This is a genomic window from Haloflavibacter putidus (assembly GCF_006546625.1).
Taxonomy (GTDB): Bacteria; Bacteroidota; Bacteroidia; order Flavobacteriales; family Flavobacteriaceae; genus Mesonia; species Mesonia putida.
Map to the genome: position 1 here is coordinate 300776 of NZ_VIAR01000003.1, position 23807 is coordinate 324582.

Sequence of the window (23807 nt, forward strand, 5' to 3'; positions counted from 1 at the left end):
TAGAGCTTTTTTATTTTTTTAAATACAAAGGAATATTACAAACCGGAATAGGTTTTACTTTATGTAAATTAGCGCGGTTCAAGCGTTTGTAAATTTCAAAAACCTCTGCTTTTCTCCCCGAAAAACTTGCGATGGTTTTTCCTAAATCGTCCATTTTCATTGCCCACTCCAGTTCAGGGTAACTCGCGCCAAGTTGGTCTTCGTCAGAACGGTTGTCTCCAAAAAGGCCATCGGTTGGTTTGGCATCTATAATTTCTTTTGTAATATTTAATTCTTTGGCAAGTTTATAAACTTCGGTTTTTAGTAAATCTGCTATTGGGCTTAAATCTACGCCGCCGTCGCCGTATTTAGTAAAAAAACCTACGCCAAAATCTTCTATTTTGTTACCGGTTCCTGCAACCAATAAATTGTTTATTCCGGCAAAGTAATACAGAGTGGTCATGCGTAACCTGGCGCGGGTATTGGCCAAACTCAAATCTTGGTTTTTTTCGGTAGCCGGAATTGCTTCCATAAAGCTATCAAAAACACCGGTTAAATCTGTTTGCGTTCTCGTTACGTTCTCAAAATTATTTTGCAACCACTCAATATGCTTGTGGGCGCGGTCTACTTGTTTTTCTTCTTGATGAATAGGCATTTCTACGCATAAAAGCGGCAAACCTGTTTTAGCGCATAAAGTAGAGGTTACCGCAGAATCTATCCCGCCGCTAATACCAACTACAAAGCCGGAAGTTTTACTTTTTTCTACATAATCTTCTAACCATTCTACAATATGTGTGATAACTTTTTCGGTCTGCATAAACTTTAATTTTAGCGTAATTAACTATACCTTTGCGGCTAAATTATGCCAAAAAATATGCAAAACAAATCTTTTTGGCTTAAAGCTTCTTTAAATATATGCTAAGAAATTTTTGTCTTATTTTTATACTTGTATGCGCGTTTTCTGCTTGCGAAAGCAGGGGTAAGCTGGAGGCAGAGATTGCCAAAATACCGGTAGATTTACGCCTGCAACGTTTTGATAAAGATTTTGCCCAAGCCCAGCCGGAAGATTTGCCACGCCTAAAAAAAGAATATTCGTATTTGTTTCCTAAGTCTTTTCCAGATTCTGTTTGGGTAGGAAGAATGAATGATACTATACAACAAGAAATTAATAGGGAAGTAGCAAAAGCTTTCCCGGATTTTAAAGAAGAAAAACAAGCTATAGAAAACCTGTTTAAGCATTTAAAATTTTATTTTGATAGTTTTAAAACGCCGCAGGTAGTAACCATTACATCAGAAGTAGATTATCATAATAAGGTCGTAGCAGCAGATAGTTTGTTGCTAATTAGTCTGGATACGTATTTGGGTAGAGACCATAAATTTTATAAAGGAATCGAAAAATACATCCGCAAAAATTTCCGTAAAGAACAAATAACACCAGATATTGTTTTTGAGTATGGCAGACAACTTATTCCCAATACGCAATCTAGAACTTTGCTGGCGTCTATGATTTATTACGGAAAGATTTTATATCTAAAAGACAAGCTTTTGCCTAAAAAACCCGATCACGAAAAAATTGGGTATACGCAAGAAGAAATAGATTGGGCACAAGCCAACGAAGAGCAACTTTGGCGTTACTTTATAGAGCGTGAATTGTTATATTCTACAGATTCTGGTTTGCAGAGACGTTTTATAAATTTGGCGCCTTTTACCAAATTCCGGTTGCAGTTAGATAGCGAAAGTCCGCCGCAACTTGGTCAATATATTGGTTGGCAAATTGTACGGCAGTTTATGGAAAAGAATGAAGAAATAACTTTGCCGCAGCTTTTAAAGCTGGATGCCGAGTATATTTTTAAAAATTCGAATTATAAACCTAGAAGATAAAGAAGATGAGTTTAAAAAAATCTGAAATAAAAATTCAAGTAGAAGTAGACGAAAATAACGTGCCGGAAAATCTTAACTGGAGCGCGCAAGATGGAGGCATAGATAACGAAGATGCCAAGGCGATGTTATTGTCTTTGTGGGATTCTAAAGCGCAAGAAAGTTTGCGTATAGATTTATGGACAAAAGATATGCCTTTAGACGAGATGAAGGTATTTTTTCACCAGACATTGGTAGCAATGAGCGACACATTTTATAAAGCTACAGAAGACGAAAAAATGACGGCAACAATGAAAGATTTTTGCGATTACTTTGCGGAAAAATTAGACTTAAAAGACAACCCGAAAAAAAGGTAAATTCTAAGATTAGTAAACCTTGGCTGTAGCCGAAAAAACTTGACCAGAATTATAGGTTTTGGTTAATTTGCTCGATGTATTCAAGAATTTTGTCGGTGCCTAGATGTTGGGTAGAGGAGGTCATAAAATACGGTGGCAACTCTTCCCAATATTTTAAAAGCTCTGTTACGTAGTTTTCTATATTCTTGTCTAAAACAGCCGGTTTTAACTTGTCTATTTTGGTAAAAACAATGCTAAACGGTATTTGTTGCAACCCGAGCCATTGCATAAATTCCATATCAATTTCTTGCGGCTTGTGGCGCGAATCTACCAGTACAAAAGCAGAGATAAGCTGTTTGCGGTTTAGAAAATAATCGGTTATAAATTTCTGAAAGGTTTTCTTTTCTTTCTTGCTAACGCGTGCATAACCGTAACCCGGCAAATCGACCAAATGCCAATTATCATTAATTAAAAAATGGTTGATGAGTTGGGTTTTTCCCGGTCTTCCCGAAGTTTTTGCGAGTTTTTTTCTTCCGGTAAGAGCATTTATTAAAGAGGACTTGCCCACATTACTTCTTCCAATAAAAGCATATTCCGGAATTTTAGAATTTGGGCATTTTTCAACATCGCTGTTGCTAATTACAAAAGAAGCAGAATGTATATCCATATCTAAAAGTTTCTTTCAGACAACCATTTATACAAGATTTCATTAAATTCTTGCGGATGTTCCATCATTGCTGCATGCCCGCATTTATCTATCCAATATAAAGAAGAATCAGGAAGTAAGTCATGAAAATCTTTGGCTACTTCGGGTGGGGTCACGCTGTCCTGTTTACCCCAAATAATACAGGTTGGCGTATGCATTCGTGGTAAATCTTTAGACATATTATGCCGTATGGCACTTTTGGCAATGGCCAAAGTTCGTATAAGTTTATTACGATCGTTTACAGTAGAGTAAACGTCATCTACAATTTCTTTGGTAGCTACCGCTGGATCGTAAAAAACATTTTCTGCCTTTTGTTTAATGTATTCATAATCGCCTTTTTTAGGATAACTTTCTCCCATTGCACTTTCGTATAAACCGGAGCTTCCGGTAATTACTAGTGCTTTTATATGTTCTGGATAAAGTTTGGTGGTAAGAAGTGCAATATGCCCGCCAAGCGAGTTTCCTAAAAGAATAACTTTATCATAGCCTTGCAGTTCTATAAAATCCCGAATGTATTTTGCAAAGTTACCAACATTTGTCTTCAATAATGACAAAGTATATAAAGGCAACTCCGGAATTATAACTTTATATCCTCTTTCCGGAAAAAAGTTTGCCACGCCGTCAAAATTGCTCAAACCTCCCATTAATCCGTGAAGAATAACAATAGGAGTGCCTTCGCCAAATTCTACGTATTTGAATTTTCCGTTGGTTTTAAGTTTACTTTCCATTAATAGATGTTGCAGTTCGCAATGGCAAATATAGAGATTATTGTACAAGTATAATTATTTTTTAGCAAAAGGCAACTTTAAACTTTGAAGTTTCTGTTCTTAATTTTTAAAACCGCAATTATCTACTTTCTTTAAAAAAATCAATCCTCAATTTAAGTTGCAGAATACCAATATTCTAAGGCTTTGCCGTAGCCTAACCAACAATTGTGAATAAAAACTTATCAACAAAGTGGTAAAAAGTGGTAAAAGGTGGTAAAATTTTCAATATATTTGAACATAGGTTTTTGCGCACATGACAAATCTCATAGGTACACACGAATGTAAAATTGACGCCAAAGGTAGGTTATTATTGCCATCGGCGTTAAAAAAACAATTGCTTCCTATTCTAGAAGAAGGTTTTGTATTAAAACGTTCTGTTTTTGAGCCATGTATAGAAATTTATCCTATGCGCCAGTGGCAAGAACTTATGAAGAAGGTTAACGGTTTAAACCGATTTAAAAAAAAGAACAACGATTTTATAAGAAGGTTTACCGCCGGCGTAAAATTGATAGAAATAGATGCCAGCGGTAGGCTTTTAGTGCCAAAAGATCTGTATTCGTTTGCAGGCTTAAAGAAAGAAATCGTGCTTTCTAGCGCTGTAGATATCATAGAGATTTGGGATAAAAATAAATATGAACAAGCTATTGACGGCGCTACCGATGATTTTGCCGAACTAGCCGAAGAAGTAATGGGAGGAGACAATGAGCAACCAGAATTATCATAACCCGGTTTTGTTAGAAGAAGCTGTAAACGCCTTGGCTATAAAGCCAAATGGGGTTTATGTAGATGTTACTTTTGGTGGCGGCGGACATTCTGCAGCAATATTGCAACAGTTGGGAGATGAAGGAAAATTATTTGCTTTTGATCAAGATCCCGATGCTGTACAAAATGCATTTGATGATGAGCGTTTTAAGCTCATTGAGCAGAATTTTAGGTTTATGAAAAATTTTCTGCGTTTAGAAGGTTATAAAAAAGTAGACGGAATTTTAGGCGATTTTGGCGTTTCTTCCCACCAGTTTGATGTGGCAGAGCGCGGATTTTCTACCAGATACGATGCAGAGCTCGATATGCGAATGGATCAAAACAGTGCGCTAAGTGCTTATCGTGTTATAAACGAATATTCTGAAGAAGATTTAACTAAAATTTTTTACGAATACGGCGAGCTAAAAAACGCTCCACGATTGGCGGCAAACATTGTAAATAAAAGGCAAGAAAAACCTATAAAAACAGGAGAAGAATTTAAAAACTTGCTAATGCCGCTTTTATTTAAAGGAAAAGAATTTAAAATCTTGGCACAAATATACCAAGCTATACGTATAGAGGTAAACCAAGAACTAAAGGTGATAAAAGAATTTTTACAGCAAACTGAGCAAGTTCTAAATCCCGGCGGCAGGCTTAGTCTTATATCTTATCATTCTTTAGAAGATAGATTGGTAAAACGATATATACGCAGCGGCTTATTTGAAGGAGAACCGGAAAAAGATTTTTACGGAAATATCTCGGTTCCTTTTAAAAAGGTAGGAAAGTTAATAGTTCCTTCCGCAAAGGAAATAAAAGAAAACCCGCGCGCAAGAAGTGCAAAATTACGCGTGGCGGTAAAATTATAAAAAAAATGAAACAAGGAATTTATGCTTTGCTAAAAGGTCGTTTTTTAATAAGCGACGACGCCATGAAAAACTGGCGGTTCATTTTGTTTTGCACCTTGTTGGCAATTATAATGATTGCTTTTTCGCACAACGCAGAAAAAAAAGTACACGAAATTGCCAGAATTAATAAAGAAGTGAAAGAATTGCGTAGTGAATTTGTAGATACGCGCAAACGCTTAATGCAGTTAAAAATGGAGTCTACTATTATTAATCGGGTTTCTGCCTTAGGTATTAAACCATCGGAAACGCCACCGCAAAAACTTATCATAAAAAGAAATTTAAAATAATGACCACAGAAAAAGGCATATTATACAGATTGTATTTGGTGGCGGCACTTATGTTTGTGTTTGCCTTTGCTGTTGGGTTTAAACTTTTGAATATTCAGTTTGTAGAAGGCGATAAATACGAAGAACTGGCAGAAAAAAGAACTTATAAAGATTTTACAATACCTGCCAATCGTGGCAATTTATACGATGCCAATGGTAATTTATTGGCAACCTCTGTACCAGAATATGATATTCGGTTTGATGCTGTTACCGTTTCCGAAAAGAATTTTGAAGAAAACTTAAAGCCACTTGCCAGAGAATTATCGAATCTTCTAGGAAAACCAACTTCCTATTATATAGCCAAATTACGTAAAGCAAGAGTACACAAAAACCGGTATTTATTAATAGCACGCAGTCTTAGTTATTCAGAATATGTGAAAATGCGCGAGTTTCCTGTTTTTAATCTTGGCGCGTATAAAGGTGGTTTTATCGCAGAACAACGTACGGTTAGAGAATTGCCAATGGGTAAAATTGGCGAACGTACGGTAGGTTACGGTCAAGCCGGATTAGAAGGCGCTTACGACCAATATTTGCGCGGTAGAAACGGGCACCGTTTAAAACAGAAAATTGCGCAAGGCCAATGGAAACCAATTAGCGACGCCAACGAGGTAGAACCACAAGATGGTTTAGACGTGGTTTCTACCATAGATGTAAATATTCAAGATGTTGCACACCACGCATTGTTAACGCAGGTAGAAAAGTTTAAAGCAGATCACGGCACTGTAGTGGTTATGGAAACCAAAACCGGCGAAATTAAAGCAATGGCCAACTTAGGTCGTACAGATTTAGGTACGTATTACGAAAAAAGAAACTACGCTATATGGGAATCACACGAGCCGGGTTCTACTTTTAAACTTATGGCTATGGTGGCAGCTTTAGAAGATAAAGTGATAGATACAAGCATGGTAATAGATACCGAAAATGGTCGCGTAAAATATTACGATAGAGTGGTGAGAGATTCTAGACTTGGTGGCTACGGAAAAATTTCTGCCGCGCGCGCTTTTGAAGTATCTTCAAATACAGCTTTTACCAAAATGATTTATAACGGGTATAAAGACAATCCGGAAGCCTTTGTAAACCGCTTGGATAATATGGGTTTAACCAAAAAAATTGGTTTAGATATAAAAGGAGAAGGCGCGCCAAAAATTCCACATCCAGACGATTCTAATTGGTATGGTACAACTTTGCCGTGGATGTCTTTTGGATATGGCGTTTCGCTAACGCCGTTGCAAACTTTAGCTTTTTATAATGCTATTGCAAATAATGGGGTTATGGTAAAACCCAGATTAATCAAAAAGGTAAAAGATCGCGACCGGTTGGTAAAACATTATGACAAACCAATAGTTCAAAACGCCATTTGTTCTAAAGAAACCGCTTTAAAAGCAAAAGCAATAATGCAACATACCGTAGAGCGAGGTACGGCTTCTAATATCTTTACGGAAAACTTTTCTATGGCGGGAAAAACAGGGACCTGTTTAACCAACTACGGCAAAGGAAAAGAAGGTTCTAGTTATATAGCTTCTTTTGCGGGATATTTTCCGGCAAACGACCCTAAATATTCTTGCATAGTAGTAATAAGTAAACCCGATACAAAAATTGGTTATTACGGCAGCACAGTAGCCGCGCCGGTTTTTAAAAGCATTGCGCAAAAAATATATACGGCAACACCAAAAACAGACAGCTTTGAATCTATTGAGGTGCAAAACCCAAACATAGAAAAAAATTATAAAAAGTTTTATGCTTTGGCGCACGATGCTAAAACCACGATGCCAAATTTGGTAGGTATGCCCACTATGGATGCTATTGCTTTGTTAGAAAATATGGGCTTGCAGGTAGAAGCCAATGGTTTTGGAATGGTAAAACACCAATCTATAGACTTTGGAGAAAAAATTAACACTAATCAAAAAATTAAATTGTCCAGTTGATTCAGTTAAAAGACATATTATATAAAGTTGAAATAAACTCGGTAGTTGGAAACACTAATATTGCTGTAGGTAAGATAGAATTTGATTCGCGCAAGGTGCAATTAAACGATGTTTTTGTGGCTATACGTGGTTCTAAAACAGACGGACATTCTTATATAGAACAAGCTGCAAAAAATGGTGCTTTGGTTATTGTGGCAGAAAGTTTACCAGAAGAGAAAGTTGGCGGTATTACCTATGTGGAAGTTAACAACAGTCAAAGAGCTTTAGCGTTAATTGCATCTAATTATTACCAAAATCCGTCGCAAGATTTAAAACTAGTTGGGGTAACGGGCACCAATGGCAAAACTACTATTGCTACCCTTTTACACGAATTATTTACTAAAGCCGGTTTTACGGTAGGTTTAATTTCTACGGTTGCCATTAAGATTGGTACAGAAGAATTTCCAACAAAATTAACCACGCCAGATTCGCTTCAGATTAATCGGTATTTAGATAAGATGAATAAAGCCGGTGCTGCTTTTTGCTTTATGGAAGTAAGCTCACACGGTATAGATCAACATCGCACCAGCGGTTTAGAATTTGCCGGGGGTATTTTTACCAATTTATCGCACGATCATTTAGATTACCATAAAAATTTTGCCGAATACCGCGATGTTAAAAAACGCTTTTTTGACGAGTTGCCGGCAAATGCCTTTGCCTTGGTAAATATAGACGATAAAAACGGCCGTGTAATGTTACAAAATACCCGCGCCAAGCAGAAAACCTATGCCTTAAAAACTATAGCAGATTATAAAGGGCAAATAATGGAAAATCAGTTTAGTGGTTTGTTGCTAAAACTGAATAACCAAGAATTATGGACCAAGCTTATTGGTAATTTTAACGCCTATAACGTTTTAGCAGTTTACGCTGCCGCGGATTTGTTAGGACTGGAAAACCTGGAGAACTTACGAATAATAAGTGAGCTTTCGCCTGTAGAAGGTAGGTTTGAACATTTTATTTCAGATAAAAAAATAACCGCTATCGTAGATTATGCGCATACTCCGGATGCTTTAAAAAATGTTTTGGAGACCATAAATAGTATCCGTACAAAAAACGAAACTTTAATTACAGTAGTGGGTTGTGGTGGCGATAGGGATGCAAGCAAACGACCAAAAATGGGACATGTTGCTTCCGCTTTAAGCGATAAAGTAGTTTTTACCAGTGATAATCCCAGAACAGAAGATCCGGATAAAATTATAGAAGATGTAGAAGCCGGCGTACAAGCGCAAAATACAGCCAAAACCTTGGCGGTTACCAATCGTAGACAAGCCATTAAAACCGCTTGCACAATTGCCAAGAGTGGCGATATAATTTTAATAGCAGGAAAAGGGCATGAAACCTACCAAGAGATAAATAACAAACGTCACGATTTTGACGATCTAGAGATAGTAAAAGAAATATTAACAGCCTTAAACAAATAAATACCCATGCTTTATTATTTATTTGACTTTTTAGAAAATAAGTACGACTTCCCGGGGGCGCAATTGTTTGACTTTTTGTCCTTCCGCGCAAGCATGGCTATTATATTTTCTTTGTGTATTTCTACCATATTCGGTAAACAAATTATTAATTATTTGCATCGCAAACAAGTTGGCGAAAGCGTACGCGACTTAGGTTTGCAAGGCCAAACAGAAAAAGCCGGAACCCCAACTATGGGCGGGCTCATAATTATTTTTGCCACGTTGGTGCCGGTATTGCTTTTTGCCAAATTAGATAATATTTATGTCTTGTTGCTTATTGTTACCACTTTATGGATGGGAGCAATAGGTTTTATAGACGATTACATCAAAACTTTTAAGCAAAACAAAGAAGGTTTAAAAGGTAAATTTAAAGTAATTGGGCAAGTTGGTTTAGGTGTAATTATAGGCGCTACTATGTATTTTCATCCGGATATTACGGTAAAGCAAAAAGCGCCGGAACATAAAATAGAAACCAAACAAGAAATAGCAGGCAAAACTATAAATTTTAAAGATGCGCAAAAGTCTACCAAGACTACTATTCCTTTTGTAAAAAACAACGAGTTAGATTATTCTAAACTAATTAGTTGGATAGATCCCGGCTTAAAGAAATATGCCTGGCTGGTATTTATTCCTATTGTGATTTTTATTGTAACGGCGGTTTCTAACGGCGCTAATTTAACAGATGGTATAGACGGCTTGGCAGCAGGTTCGTCTGCTATAATTGTGTTGACTTTGGGCTTGTTTGCATGGATTTCCGGTAATATAATATTCTCTGATTATTTGAACGTAATGAATATACCAAACTCCGGCGAAATGACGGTTTATATCACAGCATTTGCGGGAGCTTTGGTTGGTTTTTTATGGTATAATACCTATCCGGCGCAAGTGTTTATGGGTGACACCGGTAGTTTGACTATTGGCGGTATTATAGCTGTGCTGGCAATTGCCACCAGGAAGGAATTACTAATACCCATTTTGTGCGGCATCTTTTTTATAGAAAATATGTCGGTAGTGATGCAGGTAAGTTGGTTTAAGTATACCAAGAAAAAAACCGGCACCGGAAAACGCATTTTTCTTATGTCGCCTTTGCACCATCATTACCAAAAACGTGGTTTGCACGAAAGCAAAATAGTAGTGCGTTTCTGGATTATAGGTATTCTCTTGGCAATAATCACCATTGTAACTTTAAAAATCAGATAGAGATGAAAAAGTTAGTGGTTTTAGGCGCAGGAGAAAGTGGAGTTGGAGCAGCAATGCTGGCCAAACAAAAAGGCTGGGAAGTATTTGTTTCCGATAAAGGAGAAATAAAAGATAATCATAAGCACGTTCTTAAAAATCTTGTAATTGCTTGGGAAGAAAACCAACACAGCGAAGCTAAAATTTTAACTGCCGATGAGGTAGTGAAAAGTCCCGGTATTCCGGACACGGTAGCTTTAATTAAAAAATTAAAAGAAAAGGGCATTCCGGTAATTTCTGAAATAGAATTTGCTGCGCGCTATACCACAGCAAATCTTATTGCCATTACCGGCAGCAATGGTAAAACAACGGTTACCAATTGGATAAATTTTTTACTGAAAAATGCCAATTATAGTGTAGAAGCCGGTGGTAATATAGGAAATAGTTTTGCCGCTTTGGTTGCCGAAAACCCGAAAGAAAATTATGTGTTGGAGTTGAGTAGTTTTCAGTTAGATGGGATAAAGCAATTTAGACCAAATATTGGCATTATTACCAACATAACGGCAGATCATTTAGATCGTTACGAATACGATTTTGATAAATATGTTGCGGCTAAATTTCGCATAGCAAAAAATCAAACCGAAAAAGATTATTTGATTTTTGATGCAGACAATCCCGCAATTCAAGATTACTTAAAAAAGCATAAAATAAAGGCAAAAAAGCTGCCTTTGTCTTCTAAAAAAATAGAGACAGACGGCGCTTTTATCGATAAAAAAGAAATAAAAGTACTAATAGAAAATAACGAATTTACTATGCCAAAAGCAGACATTGCATTAAAGGGCGCACATAACACCAAAAACGCCATGGCGGCCGCTACTGTTGCGCAGTTGCTAAAAATAAGAAAACAAACCATTAGAGAAAGTCTCGAAGGTTTTCAAGGAGTAGAGCACCGTTTGGAAAAGGTTTTAAAAATAAACAACGTGCAATACATAAACGATTCTAAAGCAACTAATACCAATGCAACATATTATGCTTTAGACAGTATGACCAGCGAAACCGTTTGGATAGTTGGCGGCGTAGATAAAGGCAACGTTTATGAAGAGTTATTGCCGTTGGTAAACAAATCTGTAAAGGCAATTATTTGCTTAGGAGTAGATAACGAAAAGATCGTAAAGAGTTTTCAAAATTGTGTAAAAGATATTTTTGAAACCCAATCTATGGATGAAGCTGTAAAAATGGCTTACCATTTAGCCAAATCTGGAGACAGTGTTTTGCTTTCGCCGGCTTGTGCAAGTTTCGATTTGTTCAAAAATTACGAAGACAGAGGCAGACAATTTAAAGAAAGTGTACGAAAATTATAAAAATTAAACTTGGTTTTGAAAGAGACACCATCAAAAAATATTTTTTCTTACTTAAAAGGTGATAAAGCTATTTGGGCCATCGCAGCCCTATTGGCTATATTCTCGTTTATACCGGTGTATAGCGCCAGTAGTAACTTGGCCTATTTATATGGTGATGGCAGTACTTTTCAATACTTAGTATCGCATTTTGTACATTTATTCTTAGGCTTTGTTATTTTTTATGTAGCGCATAAAATTCCGTACCATTATTTTAGGGGGTTGTCTATTTTGCTCTTTCCGGTAGTGGTTCTTTTATTAATTTATACCTTGGCGCAAGGCACGACCATAGATGGCGCTAATGCCAGCCGGTGGATTCGTATTCCAATAATCAATAAAACTTTTCAAACTTCTACTCTGGCCTCTGTGGTGTTAATGGTATATGTTGCGCGCTATCTTTCTAAAATACACCATAAGAAAGTAAGTTTTAAAGAAACTATTTTACCGCTTTGGGTTCCTGTAGGAATTATTTTAATACTCATTTTACCAGCCAACTTTTCTACTACAGCAATTTTGTTTGCTATGGTTATGGTGCTAGTTTTTCTTGGCGGATATCCTTTAAAATACATTGGCATAATTATGCTAACCGGCGTTATTGTTTTAAGCTTGTTTATGCTAAGTGCAAAAGCTTTTCCGGGACTTTTCCCCAACAGGGTAGATACTTGGGTAAACCGAATAGAAAACTTCGCAGATAATAAAGATACAGAAGCAGATTATCAAATAGAACGCGCAAAAATTGCTATTGCACGAGGCGGCGTTGCCGGCGAAGGAGTAGGCAAAAGCATTCAAAGAAACTTTTTGCCCCAATCTTCGTCAGATTTCATTTATGCTATTATAGTAGAAGAAATGGGACTTATTGGCGGTTTTTTCGTTATGGGAGCATACCTGTTTATCTTATTTAGATTGGTAATTGTTTCTACAAAAGCTAACACTGTTTTTGGAAAACTATTGGTAATAGGCGTAGGTTTGCCGGTTATTTTTCAGGCTTTAATAAATATGGCAGTAACCGTAGAATTGTTTCCCGTTACCGGGCAAACTTTACCGCTTATAAGTAGTGGTGGGTCTTCTATCTGGATGACTTGTCTGGCTTTAGGAATTGTACAAAGCGTAAGCGCCAAGCGCGAAGAAATAAAATTACAAGAAGAAAAAGAAGAAAAGCAGCTTAACGAAGACGAAAACGATAATCCGTTAGATATTTTAAGCGAGGCAATATGAGAAAGTTAAAATTCATATTATCAGGAGGTGGCACCGGCGGACATATTTTCCCGGCTATAGCTATTGCAGATGCGCTTAAAAAAAGACATCCGCAAGCAGAAATCCTCTTTGTTGGTGCAAAAGATAAAATGGAAATGGAAAAAGTGCCACAAACTGGCTATCCAATAAAAGGTCTTTGGATTTCTGGTATACAACGCAAAATAAACCTTTCAAATCTTCTTTTTCCTATAAAATTAATAAGCAGTTTAGTTAAAGCACATCGCATTTTACAAAACTTTAAACCAGATGTGGTAATTGGTACGGGAGGTTTCGCCAGCGGACCTTTATTAAAAGCCGCTACGCAAAAAAATATTCCCTGTGTTTTGCAAGAACAAAATTCGTATGCCGGGATAACCAACAAATGGCTGGCCGCAAAAGCAGCAAAAATTTGTGTGGCTTATGAAAATATGGAGCGTTATTTCCCTAAAGATAAAATTACCCTTACGGGGAATCCGGTGCGGTTAGATTTATTGGAAATTGACAGCAAAAAAGAAGAAGCTATTCGGCACTTCAAACTTATAAAAGAAAAAACAACTTTATTGATTGTTGGCGGAAGTTTGGGCGCCAAACGTATTAATCAATTAATAGAGGAGAACATCTCATTCCTTAAAGAAAAAAATATAGAAGTTATCTGGCAATGCGGCAAGTTGTATTACGAAGAATACAAAAACTATTCGGCTAACGATTTTATGCAGGTGCACAAATTTTTAAACCGAATGGATCTGGCTTATGCCGCCGCAGATATTATTATTTCTCGAGCCGGCGCGGGAGCCGTAAGCGAATTATGTATTGTAGGTAAACCGGTGTTATTTATACCGTCGCCAAACGTGGCAGAAGATCATCAAACCAAAAATGCGGCTTCTATAGCAGAAAAAGACGCAGCAATTTTATTGAAAGAAGCAGATTTGGAAGCACATTTTCAAATAGAGTTTGAAGACTTATTAAACGATAAAAGCAGACAAAAAGAATTGTCAAAGAACATACAAGCTTTGGCCAAGCCCAAAGCAACAGATGCAATTGTAAACGAAATAGAAAAACTAATAAAAAACGAGAAGTAGGTGAATAGCATAAGCAACATACATAATTTTTACTTTATTGGCATTGGCGGCATAGGAATGAGCGCCCTTGCCCGGTATTGCAAACGCAATGGTAAAAATGTTGGCGGTTATGATGCTACAGCTTCCCAGATTACGCAGCAGTTGCAAGAAGAAGGAATTTCAATTAATTTTTCTGACGATAAAAATCAACTACCAAAAAAGTTTACAGACGCAAAAGACACAATGGTGGTTTATACTCCGGCTGTTTCTAGAGAAAACCAATTGTACCAATTTTTTACACAAAATAACTTTGTAGTAAAAAAGCGTGCAGAAGTTCTAGGAATGGTTACAAAAGGTTTTCACACAATTGCAGTAGCAGGTACACATGGTAAAACAACTACTACTGCCATCTTAGCACATATTTTGAAACAGTGCGGAGTTAAACTTACCGCTTTTTTGGGCGGTATTAGCGAGAATTATAAAACCAATTTTATTGCAGATGGTAACCAGGCTATTGTAGTAGAGGCAGACGAGTTTGATCGTTCGTTTTTACAGCTTTCGCCCAACGTTATTGGTATTACTTCTGTAGATGCAGACCATTTAGATATTTATAAAACCAAAGAAGAGTTGCTTAAAACCTTCCGCGATTTTGTAGGGAAAGTAGACAGTAATAAAGCTTTATTTCAGGTAAAATCCCTTCCGTTTAACGGAAAAACAATAGCTGTAGAAGAAACAGCAGATTTCAAAATTAACAACTTGCGTATTGAAGAAGGTTCGTATCTATTCGATTTTAAAACACCAGATATTTCTATAAAAGACTGTAAATTTTCGTTACCCGGAAAGCATAATTTAAAGAACGCTGCTATGGCTATGGCCTTAGCTTTAAACGAAGGCCAAAATCCTGAAAAAATAAAAGACGCGCTTGCTACTTTTAAAGGAGTAGACAGACGTTTTACCTATCATTTAAAATCGCCCACAGTATTGATAGAAGATTATGCGCATCACCCAAAAGAAATAGATGCAGTGTGGCAAGCCATACAAGAAATGCATCCGCAAAAAAAGGTAACGGCGGTTTTTCAACCACATTTATATAGCAGGACCAAAGATTTTTTAAAAGAATTTGCCCAGAGTCTTGCAGTTTTTGATCAAATTATTTTATTACCAATTTATCCGGCAAGAGAAAAACCAATCGCCGGTATAAACGCTAAAGCTTTGTTGCAGCAAATAGATAATTCGGCAAAAAGCATAGTAGAAATGGCAGATTTAACAAAAGTGTTAAAAAGCACCAACACAGACGTAATTGTCTTGCTTGGTGCAGGAAATATAGGAGAAAAGGCAGAAGAAATTAAAAGCGCGTTAAAGCATGAAAGTTAATTGGAATTACATAAAAGCTTTTGCATTATTGGCAGTGCTGGTATTTTTGTACAGCTTTTCTGCCAAGCGCAATAGCGGACGAAAAGTAGATAAGGTAGCCGTACAATTTACCAACGGAGAAAACCTTTATATCGCTGAAACAGCGGTTAATAAGTTGTTGATAGTTAGTAAAGACAGCTTAGAGAAGCAAACCAAAGAAAGCTTAGATTTGAGTGTATTAGAAAAGCGTTTAGACGAAAATAAAATGATAGCAGACGCCGATGTGTATATGAATGTAGATGGTAGTTTGGGAGCAATAATTACACAACGTCAACCAATTGCCAGGATATTTGATAAAAATGCTTTTTATATAGATAGTGACGGAAAAAAAATGCCGTTATCAGATAATTACTCGGCGCGCGTTCCTTTAATTTCAGGAATTTCCGAAAAGAATTTGGAAGAAGTTTTTCCTTTGGTAACCCAAATTACTAAAGACAACTTTTTAAAAAAGCACATTATTGCCATACAACGCTTAAGTTCTGGCGATTATAAACTGAGTTTAAGAAACCTAGATTTTGAAGTTTATTTAGGCAAGACCACAAACTTTAATAAGAAAATAAAAAACTTTAAAGCCTTTTATAAAAAAGCGCACCAAGACCAAAAATTAAACGCTTACAAAAGCGTTAATTTGCAGTTTGAAAATCAAGTAGTGTGTACAAAAAAATAGGGTATAACAATGGGAGATAAAGATATTGCAGTAGGATTGGATATAGGTACCACAAAAATTGTGGCAATGATTGGCCGTAAAAACGAATACGGCAAAATGGAGATATTAGGCATTGGGCGTTCCAAAAGTTTGGGCGTGCATCGTGGCGTGGTAAACAATATTACCCAAACCATACAATCTATTCAGCAAGCTGTACAAGAAGCAGAAACAAACTCGGGTTTTAAAATTAACGATGTAGTGGTTGGTATTGCCGGCCAGCACATACGCAGTTTGCAACATAGCGATTATATAACCCGCACCAACTCAGACGAGGTTATAGACGAAAAAGACATACAAACCCTGTGCAACCAAGTGCATAAACTGGTAATGCTTCCCGGCGAAGAAATTATTCACGTTTTGCCGCAAGAATATAAAGTAGACGGGCAGTCAGAAATTACCGAACCTATAGGAATGTACGGCGGCAGGTTAGAAGCCAATTTTCACGTGGTAGTAGGTCAAATTTCGTCTATCAGAAATATTGGTAGGTGTATAAAAAGTTCCGGTTTAGAGCTTTCTGGCGTTACTTTACAACCTTTGGCTTCTGCCAATGCCGTGTTAAGTCAAGAAGAAAAAGAAGCCGGCGTGGCTTTGGTAGATATTGGTGGTGGCACCACAGATTTGGCCATTTTTAAAGACGGTATTATTCGGCACACCGCAGTTATCCCTTTCGGGGGAAATGTGATTACCGAAGACATAAAAGAAGGCTGTTCTATTATAGAAAAACAAGCCGAATTGCTAAAGGTAAAATTCGGTTCTGCTTGGCCGGGCGAAAACAAAGACAACGAGATTGTTTCTATTCCCGGTTTGCGCGGACGCGAACCCAAAGAAATTACTTTAAAAAACCTTTCTAAAATAATTCATTTTAGAGTAGTAGAAATTATAGAGCAGTTGTTTTTAGAAATTAAAAATTACGGCCACGAAGAGCAAAAGAAAAAACTAATTGCCGGCATTGTAATTACAGGCGGCGGTTCGCAATTAAAACATTTAAAACAACTGGTAGAATATATTACCGGAATGGATACCAGAATAGGTTATCCTAACGAGCATTTGGCTGGCGACAGTGATGGCGAGACAACTTCGCCATTATATGCTACCGCGGTAGGTTTGGTTTTAAACAGCATAGAGAAGATAGAAAAACAAGAAGAAGAGCAAGAATTAGAACCCGAAGAAGAAAAAGCTCAGAGCAAGCAACAAGAAGCAGATAGTTTGCAAAAAGATTTCGATCAAGAAGTAAACCAAGAAGAAAGCCTGCAAGAAGATCCGCAAGCGCCCGAGCCAAAAAAAGAGAAAAGACAAAGCATTTTTGAAAAATGGTTTGACAATTTCAAAGACTTTTTAGACAACGCAGAATAAAAAAATAAGAAAAAGAAAACACATTAACCCGAAAAAAATAGAATTATGAGCAGCACAGAATTCGACATTTCATTCGACCTTCCCAAAAATCAGTCCAACGTCATAAAGGTAATTGGTGTTGGCGGCGGAGGCACCAATGCTATTAACCACATGTTTAAACAAGGTATAAACGGAGTAGACTTTGTGGTTTGTAACACAGATTCACAATCTTTAGAAAACAGTCCGGTACCAATAAAAATACAATTAGGTGTAAATCTTACCGAAGGTTTGGGCGCGGGCGCAAATCCGCAAATTGGCGAGCAAGCTGCTTTAGAAAGTTTTGACGAGCTAAAAGATATGCTCGATACCAACACAAAAATGGTTTTTATCACCGCAGGAATGGGTGGTGGTACAGGAACCGGAGCCGCTCCCATAATAGCCAAGCAAGCTAAAGATATGGATATTCTTACGGTAGGTATAGTTACCAGTCCGTTTCAGTTTGAAGGTCGCACCAGAAACGCACAAGCTCAAAAAGGAGTAGAAAAGCTGCGCGAAAATGTAGATTCTCTAATCGTAATTAACAACAACAAACTGCGCGAAGTATACGGTAATCTTGGGTTTAAAGCCGGCTTCTCTAAAGCAGACGAGGTATTAGCAACCGCTTCTCGCGGAATTGCAGAAGTAATTACGCATCACTACACGCAAAATATTGACTTGCGCGATGCAAAAACAGTATTGAGTAACAGCGGAACGGCCATAATGGGCTCTGCGATAGCTTCGGGTAGCAATCGCTCACAAGAAGCCATTATGAAAGCTTTAGACTCGCCTTTATTAAACGATAACAAAATTACCGGAGCACAAAACGTATTGCTGCTTATAGTTTCGGGCTCTAACGAGATTACTTTAGACGAAATAGGAGAAATAAACGACCATATTCAGGAAGAAGCGGGTAACAGTGCCAATATTATTATGGGAGTTGGCGAAGATGAAACGCTAGACGAGTCTATTTCGGTAACCGTAATTGCCACAGGCTTTGATGTAGAGCAACAAAATGTGATTGTTAATACAGAGGAAAAAAAAATAATTCACACTTTAGAAGATGAGCAAAAAGCAACCCAAGATTTAAGTCTAAAGGGAAGCAGAAAAACCTTTAAACCAGCTGCCCAAAAGCCTGAACCGGAGCAAGAGAAAAAAATTGTTCATAATTTGGAGGAAGAAGAAAATAACCCTTCCGGGGAAGAAAAAGCTTCTATGCAAACCATACCTACTTCAGAACTTATTAAAGAATTAGAAGTAGATTATGAAGAAATTGTATATAACGAAGAAGATTTTGTAATCATAGATTCTACAGACAAGCTTAATGAGGTGGAAGTAGAAGAAATGGAAGAAATTAAAGCCGAAGACGATAAAGAGACAGAGCAAGATTTATTTACGTTTAATTTCCCTTTAAAGGAAGAAGAGCCAAAAGAAGAAACCCCGGAAAACGAAACCGAAGAGAAGGTGGTTTACAATTTGGAAGACGAAAAGCAGGAAGAGCGGACGCAAAAACATCCGCAAAGTCAAAACCCGCCACGTTCTTCTAACGCAGAAGATTCTACTGGTGCAAAACGATACAGTTTAGAAGACTATATGGATTTGGAAGAGAAAATGCAAAATGCAAAAGCTCCGCAACAGCCAAAACCAGAAAATAAGCAACCAGAAAACAAGGCTGAAAACACCTTTGAAACCTATCGTAAAAAGGCAAAAGAGCAACCGGTAGAAACAGAAGAAAAAGCTGCAGAAGAGCCAGACCCTTTTAATAGCCCTATTTCTGAAGATTTAATTGCCAGGGCTGCAGAGCGTAGAAAACGCATGAAAAATTTTAATTACAAGTTTAGAAACAATAATAATATAGACGAGATAGAAAAACAACCTGCCTATAAAAGAGCAGGGATTAATCTGGAGGAAAATCAAAATAATAACAACGAAAAATTATCGCGTACTAGTATAAACAACGAGGACAACGAGATTAATTTACGCAGTAATAATTCCTTTTTACACGATAATGTAGATTAGAATGTGAATAAAGTTCTTTTAAAAAAGATGAATTTTAATTGTTAAGTAACAACTAGAAAAATTTAGTTTATTAAGTAGTGATTGTTAGTGATTAGTAGCGAAAAAATCCGGGGTTAAGTATTTTAACTTCGGATTTTTCGATTAGAATAAGTACCTTTGTTCTTATTATTAAAATCAATTTAGGATGAGTTTAGAGAGTGAAGTAATGACCCAAATGAAAGCTGCAATGCGTAGCAAAAACACCCAGGCTTTAGAAGCATTACGTGCCGTAAAGGGCGAGATTTTAAAGGCGAAAACAGAAAGTGGTGCTAAAGAATTAACCGAGGCAGATGAGCTTAAACTTGTTCAAAAGTTAGTAAAACAACGCAAAGATAGCGCGCAAATTTATCGCGAACAAAACCGCGAAGATTTGGCCAAGCCGGAAGAAGAGCAAGCAGAAGTTATTGCGCAATTTTTACCGGAGCAACTTAGCGAAGCAGAGATAGAAGAGAAAGTAGAAAAAATCATACAGCAAACCGAAGCAAGCGGCATGCAAGATATGGGAAAAGTTATGGGTATTGCCAGTAAAGAATTGGCTGGTAAGGCAGACGGTAAAACTATTTCTACCATTGTAAGAAAAAAATTATCTAACTAAGTTTAGGGCAATTTGCCGTTAAGACTTGCGCTTTGGTAAAGAATATTTTTATATATTTGCCGCGCAATAAAGGCTCCGTGGCGCAACTGAATAGCGCATCAGATTTCGGCTCTGAGGGTTGCAGGTTTGAATCCTGCCGGGGTCACGAATAAATAGAAACACCCAAACTACAAATCAAGTTCACTTGAATTTGTAGTTTGGGTGTTTCTATTTTCAAGGCGGAGCCTTGTCAGGATGCGTAGCAATCCTGTTTCGTGAAATGATCTTGTGGATTTTTCTCCGTTCGCAACTCGTTTGCGAATAATTCTTTTGTCAGGATTTGCACCAACTTGTTGGTTTAAATTTTTGGCTAGGGTGTTTCTATTTTCAAGGCGGAGCCTTGTCAGGATGCGCAGCAATCCTGCTTCTTGCGATTTTATAACCGTACCTTTTTAAGCATTTATACGTTAATTTTTAGATAAATGCTTTTTCGTCTGAAAAAAGAAGTTCTACGCAAGCTGAAATCACTCATATGGAAACAAAAATTCTCGAAAATAAGTTGAACGAAACTCGAGACACTCTAATTGAGCTTGAAAGACTGAAAACCGACATTAAATTTATATCGAATAAGGAAACAGAATATTTTAGTGAAGTTGTAGAAAAATCAGCTTTTTTCTACCGAATTTATAGAAATTCAATTAAACTATTTGTAATTGATATTTGTAAATTACTCAAACCAAATGAACATTTTAGTTTATTAAAAACTCTAAATTACATTCAATCAAATCGAAAGAGAATAGAATGGAAAAGAGAATTAAAAGCCGATAGAATAAATGAACTGATTCTCAGAATTGAAAATCTAAACTTTGAACATTTAGAAAGTTTTAAAAATTTGAGAGATAAACATTACGCTCATAATGACAAGAAAAAATTTGACTTGGAATATAATGTGACTTTGAAAAAATGCTGGGAAACACTTTCGATAGTTCAAGAAATATTTATTGAAGTAAGTCTTTCCTTATTAAACCAACAGTATATGTTTTCGATTTTGACTAAAGAACCGTATGAAATTATTTCATTATTAAAATATAAACGAATCAACGAAATACTTCTGACCGAATTAAAAAAAAGCCAAGATTTAGGAAAATTACAAATGGTCAGAGACATAACATTAGGGAAAAAGCCTGCGTAGAACACCGTATAAAATTTATTGCTAGTTAGAGCCCACTTACGAAAAACCCTCACGGACTTTCTTGGTCGGTATTTATTTGCTAACTTACTCGCTTAAACTACGCAACAAACTATATATAAACACATTGTAAATAATACCAAAAAACACTACGAACGAATTGAAAAAACGGTTTTTACTAATACTCGGAGTCCTGATTTTACTCGTTGTTGGGTTTTTCCTATCTAAAAAAATCAATCTGAATCCGAATTATGAAATCGGACAAAAAATTGATAGTCTGAATGGAGTTGCTGTTTATTATAATGGCGGAGTTGGAAATGTGGACGGACGTGCGTTAGCAGAAGATGGTTATAATCTTGGACTGAAATATCAATGTGTGGAATTCGTAAAACGATATTATTACGAGGAACTTAATCACAAAATGCCTGACAGTTATGGAAACGCGAAAGATTTTTTTAATTCACAAATCAATGATGGAAAATTAAACAAACAGCGCAATTTAAAGCAGTATACAAATCCAAGTAAATCCAGACCGAAAATAAATGATTTAATAATTTACTCGGGAACTACTCTGAATAAATATGGACACGTTTCTATAGTATCAAAAGTAACCGAAAACGAAATTGGGATTATTCAACAAAATCCTGGACCATTCGGAAAATCAAGAGAAACATATGCCTTGATAAATGAAAACGGAGAATGGAAAATAAAAAATGACCGGATTTTAGGTTGGTTAAGGAAATAAGGAAAAGTATTATTTACAACACCGCATATAGCGTATTGCTAATGAAATTTTTAATCCGTGTTCTATCAAAATTTGCTATTTTTAGTTTTCAACCCAATAAATTGCGCGTGTTTTTAGATAACAAGCAATATACACATACGAAATTATAGGTTTACAAAAGTTAGTATATAGCTAGAATGCTTTAAGCTTATTTACCCGCAACTACGCATAGCCGAGACCCGCGTGCAACATCTGAAATTTTTTATTGTCTATTCAATAACCTAACGTAACAAACCTAAAATAGATTTGTAAAAATGAGTTTAATCAAAGACGACTTTTTTTAAGAAAAAATTGAAAATTATGAGAATAGCAAAAGTAATTGTTTGTTTCCTGGCCTTGCTTATATTAAATAGCTGTGCAAATAGTAAAGCTTTTAAACATTTTAAAAAAGGAGAAACATCGCAAGAAAGCTTTAAAGCTACTTTTCCTTTTAACATAGAAAAGGGATGGATAATTATACCGGTAGAATTAAAAAACAATACTTATAAATTTCTTTTAGACTCAGGATCACCCAATCTTGTAACAAAAGAACTTGCTGAAAGTTTAAATATGAAAGTTATTGACTCTGTTGATGCTGCAGATGTTTACAACAAGAAGCAAATAAATAAATATGTAAGAATAGATACTATTGGTGTTGGTGCAATAGATTTTGTTGGTACAACAGCTTTAATAAATGATTTTAACGCTACACCTATTTGGGCTTCTTTAGATGTTGACGGATTTATAGGGGCAAATCTAATGCAACACGCCGTTTGGGATATTGACTTTAACAAACAACAAATTACTATAACAGATGATGAGGCAAACTTAAATTTACCTGAACAAGTAATTGAGAATAAACTATTTATTGGCGTTGCGGGAATACCCTCTATTGCCGCTAAAATAAACGGAAAAAAAGTCTGGAATTTTGCTGTAGATTTAGGCTATGATGGAGGCATAGTTATACCATTTTCCGAATTTAAAAAGCAAACAGAAAACGGACAAATTACAGATTTCAAAAAATCTAATACGCAAGGCGTTATTGGAGTTTATGGCAAACAAAATACCACGAGAGAGTCTTACACCGGTATAATTAATGAAATAGAATTCGGAAATTCTACGCTCGAAAATGTAAAGGTGTATTCAGAGCAATATTTAGAAAAGAGATTTGGTTTAAATTTTTTTAGAAATTATCGAGTTATTATAAATTGGAATAGCAAAAAAATAAAATTGATAGAAAACAACTAAAATAAAATGCCAACACAAAAGCCTACGTATAATAACTTTCTAAAAAGTTCTAATTCGTATATTTTGGTAAGTTTAAAAAATTCCCAATTTTTTGCGTCAGCACTTATTAAAGCAACCTTTTATAAATCTTTGCATCTCTTAAAAAAACATGTTCAAAAATCTATTAAAAATTATAGTTGTAGCGCCGCTTTTAATGGCTTTTCAATGCGACGATGAGTTGGAAAGCACGCTGGTATTCAACAATTATAACGTACAGGCAACACCGCAAGCTTCGTTTTCTGTTAACGACACTATTTGGCTCACAGGCCTTGTTTCTTCGAAAGCTTATGATTTAGCAATTAACGATTCTGTTTTTTATAATAATCCACAAGCAGATATTTTGTCTATTATGAAGTTTATAGAGCCTACGCAAACTGCCAATTGTGTAAGCTTCCCCTAATTAGAACTGTTCATTTTTCTAAAACTTCGATAAAGTTATTATTTTTTATTCTTCTGGGGCTAGCCCCAGAAGAATATTTTTTTGCATATGCTACCGGGGACATTTTTTCTAGTGCGTCGTGAGG

General features: G+C 36.3%; 23 protein-coding genes and 1 tRNA gene. 21 read left to right on the plus strand and 3 right to left on the minus strand.

What is annotated here, in order from left to right:
• Positions 1 to 10: 10 nt before the first annotated feature.
• Positions 11 to 796: an NAD(+) synthase gene (gene nadE, locus FKR84_RS04930; protein ID WP_141421168.1), complete on the minus strand. Its 786-nt coding sequence runs from the start codon at positions 794 to 796 to the stop codon at positions 11 to 13.
• Between the two features lie 98 nt (positions 797 to 894).
• Here nadE and gldB point away from each other — a divergent pair, with 98 nt between their 5' ends.
• Positions 895 to 1860 carry a gliding motility lipoprotein GldB gene (gene gldB / locus FKR84_RS04935; RefSeq protein ID WP_141421169.1) on the plus strand — a complete coding sequence of 322 codons (966 nt, stop codon included), beginning with the start codon at positions 895 to 897 and terminating at the stop codon, positions 1858 to 1860.
• 5 nt (positions 1861 to 1865) lie between these two features.
• The gene (gldC, locus tag FKR84_RS04940) at positions 1866 to 2213 is read left to right on the plus strand and encodes a gliding motility protein GldC (RefSeq protein WP_141421171.1); all 348 of its coding nucleotides are present in this window, start codon (positions 1866 to 1868) and stop codon (positions 2211 to 2213) included.
• A 49-nt stretch (positions 2214 to 2262) separates the two neighbouring features.
• Here the strand turns inward: gldC and yihA are convergent, their stop codons facing one another.
• Both yihA and FKR84_RS04950 read right to left on the minus strand, forming a co-directional pair.
• The gene (gene yihA / locus FKR84_RS04945; protein WP_141421173.1) at positions 2263 to 2859 is read right to left on the minus strand and encodes a ribosome biogenesis GTP-binding protein YihA/YsxC; all 597 of its coding nucleotides are present in this window, start codon (positions 2857 to 2859) and stop codon (positions 2263 to 2265) included.
• A gap of 2 nt (positions 2860 to 2861) precedes the next feature.
• Positions 2862 to 3626 (minus strand): alpha/beta fold hydrolase, encoded by a 765-nt coding sequence (locus FKR84_RS04950; protein ID WP_141421175.1) that lies wholly within the window; start codon positions 3624 to 3626, stop codon positions 2862 to 2864.
• Between the two features lie 292 nt (positions 3627 to 3918).
• On the opposite strand from FKR84_RS04950, the gene mraZ reads away from it, so the two are divergent.
• The 19 genes from mraZ to FKR84_RS05045 all read left to right on the plus strand — a co-directional run bounded on the left by mraZ (position 3919) and on the right by FKR84_RS05045 (position 23683).
• Positions 3919 to 4389, plus strand: a complete 471-nt coding sequence (mraZ, locus tag FKR84_RS04955) for a division/cell wall cluster transcriptional repressor MraZ (RefSeq protein WP_141421177.1) — start codon at positions 3919 to 3921, stop codon at positions 4387 to 4389.
• Positions 4367 to 5272, plus strand: a complete 906-nt coding sequence (gene rsmH / locus FKR84_RS04960) for a 16S rRNA (cytosine(1402)-N(4))-methyltransferase RsmH (protein WP_141421179.1) — start codon at positions 4367 to 4369, stop codon at positions 5270 to 5272. The genes mraZ and rsmH overlap by 23 nt, the downstream gene beginning before the upstream one ends.
• Before the next feature lie 5 nt (positions 5273 to 5277).
• Positions 5278 to 5598 carry an FtsL-like putative cell division protein gene (locus FKR84_RS04965; RefSeq protein ID WP_141421181.1) on the plus strand — a complete coding sequence of 107 codons (321 nt, stop codon included), beginning with the start codon at positions 5278 to 5280 and terminating at the stop codon, positions 5596 to 5598.
• Complete coding sequence (locus tag FKR84_RS04970) at positions 5598 to 7562, plus strand: penicillin-binding protein (protein WP_141421183.1); 1965 nt, start codon at positions 5598 to 5600, stop codon at positions 7560 to 7562. The genes FKR84_RS04965 and FKR84_RS04970 overlap by 1 nt, the downstream gene beginning before the upstream one ends.
• Positions 7559 to 9022, plus strand: a complete 1464-nt coding sequence (locus tag FKR84_RS04975) for a UDP-N-acetylmuramoyl-L-alanyl-D-glutamate--2,6-diaminopimelate ligase (RefSeq protein ID WP_141421185.1) — start codon at positions 7559 to 7561, stop codon at positions 9020 to 9022. The genes FKR84_RS04970 and FKR84_RS04975 overlap by 4 nt, the downstream gene beginning before the upstream one ends.
• Before the next feature lie 6 nt (positions 9023 to 9028).
• Positions 9029 to 10261, plus strand: coding sequence for a phospho-N-acetylmuramoyl-pentapeptide-transferase (mraY, locus tag FKR84_RS04980; protein WP_141421187.1), 1233 nt, complete (start codon positions 9029 to 9031; stop codon positions 10259 to 10261).
• Between the two features lie 2 nt (positions 10262 to 10263).
• The gene (gene murD / locus FKR84_RS04985) at positions 10264 to 11598 is read left to right on the plus strand and encodes a UDP-N-acetylmuramoyl-L-alanine--D-glutamate ligase (RefSeq protein ID WP_141421189.1); all 1335 of its coding nucleotides are present in this window, start codon (positions 10264 to 10266) and stop codon (positions 11596 to 11598) included.
• Between the two features lie 15 nt (positions 11599 to 11613).
• On the plus strand, positions 11614 to 12849 hold the full coding sequence (locus FKR84_RS04990; RefSeq protein ID WP_141421190.1) for an FtsW/RodA/SpoVE family cell cycle protein: 1236 nt from the start codon (positions 11614 to 11616) through the stop codon (positions 12847 to 12849).
• Entirely contained in the window at positions 12846 to 13946 is a 1101-nt protein-coding gene (gene murG / locus FKR84_RS04995) for an undecaprenyldiphospho-muramoylpentapeptide beta-N-acetylglucosaminyltransferase (RefSeq protein ID WP_141421191.1), read from the plus strand. The genes FKR84_RS04990 and murG overlap by 4 nt, the downstream gene beginning before the upstream one ends.
• On the plus strand, positions 13947 to 15299 hold the full coding sequence (gene murC / locus FKR84_RS05000) for a UDP-N-acetylmuramate--L-alanine ligase (protein ID WP_141421192.1): 1353 nt from the start codon (positions 13947 to 13949) through the stop codon (positions 15297 to 15299).
• Positions 15289 to 16005 carry a cell division protein FtsQ/DivIB gene (locus FKR84_RS05005; protein ID WP_141421193.1) on the plus strand — a complete coding sequence of 239 codons (717 nt, stop codon included), beginning with the start codon at positions 15289 to 15291 and terminating at the stop codon, positions 16003 to 16005. Before murC ends, FKR84_RS05005 begins: the two co-directional genes overlap by 11 nt.
• Positions 16006 to 16014: 9 nt before the next feature.
• Positions 16015 to 17397 carry a cell division protein FtsA gene (gene ftsA / locus FKR84_RS05010; RefSeq protein ID WP_141421194.1) on the plus strand — a complete coding sequence of 461 codons (1383 nt, stop codon included), beginning with the start codon at positions 16015 to 16017 and terminating at the stop codon, positions 17395 to 17397.
• Positions 17398 to 17442: 45 nt separating this feature from the next.
• Positions 17443 to 19431: a cell division protein FtsZ gene (gene ftsZ, locus FKR84_RS05015; RefSeq protein ID WP_141421195.1), complete on the plus strand. Its 1989-nt coding sequence runs from the start codon at positions 17443 to 17445 to the stop codon at positions 19429 to 19431.
• A gap of 184 nt (positions 19432 to 19615) precedes the next feature.
• Positions 19616 to 20065, plus strand: coding sequence for a GatB/YqeY domain-containing protein (locus FKR84_RS05020; protein WP_141421196.1), 450 nt, complete (start codon positions 19616 to 19618; stop codon positions 20063 to 20065).
• A gap of 71 nt (positions 20066 to 20136) precedes the next feature.
• Positions 20137 to 20210: transfer RNA gene (locus FKR84_RS05025), tRNA-Arg, on the plus strand.
• Between the two features lie 366 nt (positions 20211 to 20576).
• Positions 20577 to 21236 carry an AbiU2 domain-containing protein gene (locus FKR84_RS05030; protein WP_141421197.1) on the plus strand — a complete coding sequence of 220 codons (660 nt, stop codon included), beginning with the start codon at positions 20577 to 20579 and terminating at the stop codon, positions 21234 to 21236.
• Between the two features lie 157 nt (positions 21237 to 21393).
• Positions 21394 to 21978, plus strand: coding sequence for a CHAP domain-containing protein (locus FKR84_RS05035; protein WP_141421198.1), 585 nt, complete (start codon positions 21394 to 21396; stop codon positions 21976 to 21978).
• 339 nt (positions 21979 to 22317) lie between these two features.
• Entirely contained in the window at positions 22318 to 23244 is a 927-nt protein-coding gene (locus FKR84_RS05040; RefSeq protein ID WP_141421199.1) for a retropepsin-like aspartic protease, read from the plus strand.
• Between the two features lie 148 nt (positions 23245 to 23392).
• On the plus strand, positions 23393 to 23683 hold the full coding sequence (locus FKR84_RS05045; protein WP_141421200.1) for a hypothetical protein: 291 nt from the start codon (positions 23393 to 23395) through the stop codon (positions 23681 to 23683).
• The last annotated feature ends 124 nt before the right edge of the window (positions 23684 to 23807 follow it).